Here is a 5520-nt window from a genome sequence, read left to right as displayed (position 1 = left end):
CGCGCCGGCTTCGCCGTGGCGGTTGCCGAGGCCCTGGTGCATGTTGAGGGCGTTCTGGTGGCCGGTGAGGGCTTCGTCGAAGCGCTTCAGGTAGCGCAGGGTGGTGCCGAGGTTGTTCCACGCGCCGGCTTCGCCGTGGCGGTTGCCGAGGCCCTGGTGGATGTTGAGGGCGTTCTGGTGGGCGGTGAGGGCTTCGTCGAAGCGCCGTAGGTCACCAAGCGCGCTACCGAGATTGCCCCACGTGCCAGCCTCGCTACGGCGGTCGTTGAGCGCGGCGGCGGCTTGATGGGCGGCGTCGGCCACGTCGAGCGCATCCTGCAAGTGCCGACGAAGACGTAGGTACTCCGCCAGCAAGCTCGCGATGTCCATTGTGGCGTGGGAGTGGCCGGTGGTGCGGGTGCTGTGGACGGTGGCGACGAGGCCGATGTGTTCGGCGTCCAGCCAGGCCAGCGCCGCGCCCCGGTCGGTGAAGCGGCTCCGGTCACCGCCCTCGGCGGGGCCGAGATGGAGGCCCGCCGCAAACAGAGTGCGCAGGTAGTGCTCGTAGAGTCGTGTGAGGGCAGCGTTGCTGCGTTGGGGGTGCTGTGCGGCTTGTTCGGTGGCGTAGGCACGGACGAGGTCGTGCATGCGCCACCGTTCGGTGTCCGGGTCCTGGCGGATGAGGCTGGCGTCGGCGAGCAGGTCGAGCCGCTTGCGGACATCTCGGATCTTGCCGATGCCGGTGAGGGCGGCGGCGGTCTCGGTGGAGATGTCCGGTCCGGGGTTGACCGCCAGCAGTCGGAACAGCTCCGCCTGCGGGACCGGCAGCCGCCGGTAGGAGCCAGCCAGCACGGTGCGGACCGCGTCCTTGCGATCCTCCAGCACCTCCAGCCGCTCGCCCAGGTCCTCCAGGTCTTTCGCGAGCTGCGCGGGCTTGAGGGTCCTTCCGAGCTGGGCGGCGGCGATCCGCAGGGCCAGCGGCAGGTAGCCGCACAGCTCCGCCACCCGTGCCGACCCCATCGGGTCGGCGGTGACACGGTCGTCCCCGCGGCGGACCGTGCGCAGGGCGGTGTCCATCAGCGCGACGGCGTCTTCGGGGGACAGGACGTCGAGGTCGACGAGGCGGGCGCCGAGATCGGGGGCGAGGTTGTCCCGAGAGGTGACCAGCATCCGGTGCGGCCCGTTCGCCGCCGGCAGCAGCAGTTCGACCTGCTCGGAGTCGGAGGCGTTGTCCGCCAGCACCAGAACCCGCTGACCCGCCGCCGCGCGGGCGGCGAGCTGGGCCCGGTACAGGGCGGCGCGCTGGGTCGTCTCAGTAGGGATCCGCTCCGGGTCGGTGTCCAAGGCACGCAGTGCGGTGTCGAGCGCTTGCGTGCCGTCGACCGGGGTCTCGTCGTAGCCGTACAGGTCGAGGAACAGCACCCCGGTGAACAGCCCGCGCTCCAAGGCGGTATGGGCCAGGGCCAGGGCGAGAGTGGTCTTACCCATCCCGCCCATCCCCAGCACGGAGGCCACCACCACCGCACCGGTCCCATCCCCGACGTCGGCGCCGCTCTCGGCATCCATGGCGGGGGCAAGGAGGTTGAGGAGGCCTTCCAGGTCTTCGTCGCGACCGGTGAACCCGGCCGGGAGGGACGGGGGAGGAGCCAGGGGCGTCAGCCCCGAACCCGCACCGACACTCTCCGGTAGGGGCCTGCCGGGAGCGTCGGCCGGGCTGGCTCCGGTGGCGTTGCGCCGCAGCTTCAGCAACTGTGCATCCGGCATCTTCAGCGCCTTCGCCAATGCGGCGACGGTGGTCGCGCTCGGGACCCTGGCCCCGTCCTGCAGCGCCTCGTGGATCGTGGTACGACTCAACCCCGACTTGGCAATCAGCTGAGCCCTCGTCAACTGCGAACGGGCGACCCCGTCGGCGAGCAGCTCCCGCAACTCGACAAGATCATCTTCCCCGCTCACATGAACCTCGCATCCCGCACAACCACGCGCTCTCACAACCACACGTCCGACGATGTTCATCATCATCCGCCCGGACCACGACGGACACCGATTCCGGGACCTTCGTTCACGTCAACTTCCCTCCACCCAATGGGAGAACCGCCGTGACCGTCGTCCTGCTCACCATCGCCCTCGTCGTCCTGTTCGCCTTCCTCGCCGCCGCCGCGGCCGGCGTCCTGGCCCGCCTCGACGGCGCGACCTACCCCACCGCGATCACCCGCGCCGCCACCACCTTCACCGCTGTCCTGGCCCTGGCGGCCGCCATCACCGCGGCCCTCACCCAGCTCCCCGGCTGAACCCCACCACACCCGGCTGGGCAGGCCTCCAGCAAGGCCTGCCCAGCCCTCCGGGCCCCAGCCCGGTCGCACGCCGCGGAAGGACTGCCCGACTAGGTCGAAGACCGGGCTGGGTCATGTGCCCGCCACCGCCCACTCCACCCCGTGCTCGGCCAGCTGCGCGAGCTGATCCGGGGTCAGCTTGGCGCGGCGGGCCTTGCTGTTGTTGAGAAACGCACCCAGGGCCACCTCGATGACGTCGCCGTCGGCTCCGGCCTCCACCGCCTGGCGGTGCGGGCGGGGAACCCGAGGATGCCCGTGCTCGGTGACGAACGCCGCGAGCGCGGCGATGCCGAGTGCGAAGCGGTCGGTGCGGGAGACCTTCGGCCGGGCGTTGGCCGCGGCCTTCGCCGCGACCAGCTCGGGGTCGGCCTCGATGCCGATCGCGGCCAGCAGCTCCTGCTGCTCCGCCTCCAGGCCCGGGTGGCCGGCCCGCTGCGCGAGCACCCACCGCCCGAGCGCCTCGTCCTCGAACATCACGTCCTCGGCCAGCTCCGCCCACGCGACCTGGCCGTCCGACTCCAGCCACCACGACCTCGCGGCGGCGTAGGCGCGCTGCCAGGCGACCGGCCAACTCGGGCACCACCACGGGTCGATCTCCTCCAGCGCCGCCCGCCGCTCCGGCGCCAGCGACCCTGCCTCACCGTCCGGCACCTGAGCGGACGCCCGCAGCTCAGCCAACCAGGTGCCGATCGAGTAGCCGCCTACCGAGGCCCGGGCCGGGGCCGCCAGGCTCGAACCGTGGTCCTTCGCCCACACCCGCGCCCAGGAAAGGCCGGCCTCGAACCGCGCATCGCTGACGGACCACACCATCTCGAACCCGTCGAGCTGCTCCACCCGCCATGACGCCAACTCGCCCGCCGCATTCTCCACCCGACGGTCCGACAACCACCGCCCCAACGGATAGTTCCCGTTCTCACCCACCAGGGCCGCATACGGCACGTTCAGGTGCCCGTGCTCCTTATACCAATTCCGCACATGCCCGATCGCCTCACGCCACAACTGCGTTTCACCGGTCAACACCCGCGAGGCGATGAACAGGGCCAGTACGTCGTCCTCGGGGTCGGACTCGAAGCGGACCGGCAGCGTGAACGCCGCCGACCCGTCACCACCCCAACTGTGCCCCTCACCAGGCGCGTAAGCCGCCTCGGCGCTGCGCCCGGTGGTCCGCTGGCCGCTGCGCTGCGGCACCGCGAGGGCCTCGACCATGCGTTCGTCGTGCGATCGCAAAGCGGCCAAGATTTTGACGAGCCCATTATAGCTGTCAGACTCCAGAATGTCCCCGGGCCGCTCCCCGGGCTTCAGGAAGACGGGCACGATAAGGCTCGCCGTCTTCTTCTCCCCGGGCTTGATCCGAAGGGCCCGGCCGACGGCCTGGACGATATCGACCATGCTGCCCCGGCCGGAAATCAGAACCGAATCCGCATTCGGGATATCGACTCCCTCGCCGAGGATCTTGCACTGGGCGATCACCCGGTAGCCCAGACCGTCGTCCTCCTCGGTCAATCCGAACTCCCCGATGACCTCTTCCCGAAAATCCACCGAGTGCTCCCCGGAGAGCCACTGCGACCAGACCTCGGCCGGGTATTTTTTCGGGTCGCTCTCGTGAAGCCGCTCGGCCGTCTGGTTCAGCGTCTCGCTGAAATAGCGGGCTTCCAGCGTGCGGTTGTGGAAGGTGATGGTGCGCTTCAGGTTCCGCTCGGCGGCGACCTTGAGCAGCCCGGCCTGCATCGCGGCGAGCTGCTCGGCCGGCACCTCGTCCTCGCTCCCGTCCGGCGCCTCACCGACCCCGGCGCCCCAGGGGACGGGCTGCTTGTCGGCCTGGTCCCGGTCCGAGCGCGGGTCCCTCAGTTCGACCACCACCACCTCGAACGGGGCCAGCAGCGATTTTTCCACCGCCTCGGCCAAGCCCATGGAGAACACCATCGGGCCGTAGATCCGCACGTCATCCATGGACACCGCCAGCTCCTCCGGGAGCGGCTGGTGCGCTCCCTTGCGGCCGGTGGAGGCCTTGAGTGCCTTCTTGGGCGGTGCCCAGATGCGCGGCGTAGCCGTGCAGTAGGCACGCCTGGCGGACGGGATCAGCGCCTGGTCGTGCACCACCGTCCACGTCTTCTCGACATGCCCAGACGAGCGGTGCGCCTCATCGCAGACCATCAGGTCCAGCGGCGCCAGCAGCTCCTGCCTGGTGCGGGCCCAGAACTGGTACGCGTCCGCCACCGCCCCCACCGAGGCGTAGGTGGCAAACAGCGTCAAAGGCCGGCGGACCCGGTGCGCATCGGAGATCCAGGACCCGATCACCAGGCCATTGGTGGAAGCCGTCACCCCCGACGGGAGCTCGTCCTGGACCAGCGAGCACACCGCCCGCATCTCACCCGAGCGCCCCGCCGCCCGCCAGGACCCGATCATCTGCGTGAGCAGGTTCAAGGTGGGCACCACCACCAGGACCACGCCCCGCGGGGCCAGCCGCTGCGCCGCGAACGCGCCCACGTAGCTCTTCCCGGTGCCGGTGGCCATCTGCACCGTCACCCGCAGACCGTTCGGAGCCACCTGCCCCGGCCGCAGCGTCAGGCCCCGCACGATGGCCGCCACCGCCTCCTCCTGGTGCCCCCGCAGCACCACCCCCTTCGAGGCCTCCACCGCCAGCAGACCCAGCTTCACAGCACCCACGGACCCTCTCCCCTCACCCGAATTCCGAACCCGCACACCGCACCGCGCGGGATTGCCTCACGCCGCGATCCTGATACATTCACCAGCCGAAAAGACGAGAGTCTCAGACCGGCAAATCCCATTCGCCTCAAACCCGAATGGCAGCCGGATTCCGAATCGCCGAAAACCGTCCCTCGGAGCGGGACCTGGAGGGCCCATCCGGCAGGATCTCCTGACGACCTGAGTTGATACATCATGCATGGCGACACCAGACCAAGGTAGCGCACCCGAGCACCCCGTGAGGGTGGTTCCGTGGCCTGGACCACGGTCTAGACCAATCTGGCGGGAGTGAAGCCGACCCGCACGTGCCCCCGCCGGCCACCCCCGCCCCCAGTCAGCCCGTCGTAAGATCAGCCATCAACCCAGCTCAGCCATGCGAACGAGCGTCAGCCACCCGGGGCCGTGGAGCGAAGCGGAGCGGCCCCAAGTCCGGCAGCGAAGCGCCGGACCGGACCGGCCGAAGGCCGGGCCAGGACACGCGGAGCGGGTCCCGCCCGCGCGAAGC

Annotated in this window: 3 protein-coding genes; 1 reads left to right on the top strand and 2 read right to left on the bottom strand. The window is 70.2% G+C overall.

Annotation, left to right across the window (positions count from 1 at the left end; genetic code table 11):
- Positions 1 to 1998: tetratricopeptide repeat protein (locus ACIA8O_RS38625; RefSeq protein ID WP_396298759.1), on the bottom strand; the 1998-nt coding region annotated here is incomplete at its 3' end.
- A gap of 77 nt (positions 1999 to 2075) precedes the next feature.
- Between ACIA8O_RS38625 and ACIA8O_RS38620 the strand changes: the two genes are divergently transcribed.
- Positions 2076 to 2267 carry a hypothetical protein gene (locus tag ACIA8O_RS38620; RefSeq protein ID WP_396298758.1) on the top strand — a complete coding sequence of 64 codons (192 nt, stop codon included), beginning with the start codon at positions 2076 to 2078 and terminating at the stop codon, positions 2265 to 2267.
- A 114-nt stretch (positions 2268 to 2381) separates the two neighbouring features.
- Here ACIA8O_RS38620 and ACIA8O_RS38615 read toward each other — a convergent pair whose 3' ends face one another.
- The gene (locus ACIA8O_RS38615; protein WP_396298757.1) at positions 2382 to 4976 is read right to left on the bottom strand and encodes a Helicase associated domain protein; all 2595 of its coding nucleotides are present in this window, start codon (positions 4974 to 4976) and stop codon (positions 2382 to 2384) included.
- Positions 4977 to 5520 lie beyond the last annotated feature (544 nt).

Source organism: Kitasatospora sp. NPDC051853 (genome assembly GCF_044452665.1).
In the GTDB taxonomy this organism is placed as follows: Bacteria; Actinomycetota; Actinomycetes; order Streptomycetales; family Streptomycetaceae; genus Kitasatospora.
Note: the sequence above shows the minus strand (reverse complement) of the source record. Positions and strands in the feature narration are given on the sequence as shown.